Origin of the sequence: Pseudalkalibacillus sp. R45 (assembly GCF_052246725.1) — a bacterium.
GTDB lineage: Bacteria > Bacillota > Bacilli > Bacillales > Fictibacillaceae > Pseudalkalibacillus.
The window spans coordinates 1-1,197 of the sequence record NZ_JBQQCL010000045.1 but is presented as its reverse complement, the minus strand read 5'-3'; the positions used below and the strand labels follow the sequence as shown (position 1 = coordinate 1,197).

Below are 1,197 nucleotides of genomic sequence, written 5' to 3'. Positions count from 1 at the left end.
CTTTTGGAACCAGCCGCCGAAGGTGGGACAGATGATTGGGGTGAAGTCGTAACAAGGTAGCCGTATCGGAAGGTGCGGCTGGATCACCTCCTTTCTAAGGAGTCCTTTATGGACATGGAACACGCTTGCGTTTTTGTTCGGTTTTGAATGAGCTGAACCTCATTCAAACACTGTTCCTTGAAAACTAGATAATGAAATTCTTGAAAACAAGACATCGAATTGTAATGCGTCAATTTTATTGACATCATGATTTATTGACAAGCTAGAAGCGAGGAGATCGCGGAAGCAAAGTTCGGGAGGAACGGAGCGTAGATTGACCTACGTGAGTACCGGACGAACGCAGCTGACAAAGAGATCCGACGCTAATAGATTGGTCAAAGGTTAAGTTATGAAGGGCGCACGGTGGATGCCTTGGCACTAGGAGCCGAAGAAGGACGGGACGAACACCGATATGCCTCGGGGAGCTGTAAGTAAGCTTTGATCCGGGGATTTCCGAATGGGGGAACCCACTACCCGTAATGGGGTAGGATCCATACCTGAATCCATAGGGTATGAGAAGGCAGACCTGGGGAACTGAAACATCTTAGTACCCAGAGGAAGAGAAAGCAATCGCGATTTCCTGAGTAGCGGCGAGCGAAACGGAATCAGCCCAAACCAAGAGGCTTGCCTCTTGGGGTTGTAGGACACTCTATACGGAGTAAGAAAGGAACGGCGTAGGCGAAGCGGTCTGGAAAGGCCCGCTAGAAGAGGTAACAGCCCTGTAGCCAAAACGTCGTTCCCTCCAGAGTGGATCCTGAGTACGGCGGGACACGTGAAACCCCGTCGGAAGCTGGGAGGACCATCTCCCAAGGCTAAATACTCCCTAGTGACCGATAGTGAACCAGTACCGTGAGGGAAAGGTGAAAAGCACCCCGGAAGGGGAGTGAAAGAGATCCTGAAACCGTGTGCCTACAAGTAGTCGGAGCCCATTAACGGGTGACGGCGTGCCTTTTGTAGAATGAACCGGCGAGTTACGATCACGTGCAAGGTTAAGTCGCAAAGACGGAGCCGCAGCGAAAGCGAGTCTGAACAGGGCGCATGAGTACGTTGTCGTAGACCCGAAACCGAGTGATCTACCCATGTCCAGGGTGAAGTTCAGGTAACACTGAATGGAGGCCCGAACCCACGCACGTTGAAAAGTGCGGGGATGAGGTGTGG

Annotated in this window: 2 rRNA genes; both read left to right on the top strand. The window is 51.7% G+C overall.

What is annotated here, in order from left to right:
• Positions 1-94 (top strand): 16S ribosomal RNA (locus tag ACTWQL_RS24785); the annotation flags it as partial.
• A 285-nt stretch (positions 95-379) separates the two neighbouring features.
• A 23S ribosomal RNA gene (locus tag ACTWQL_RS24780) occupies positions 380-1,197 on the top strand; the annotation flags it as partial.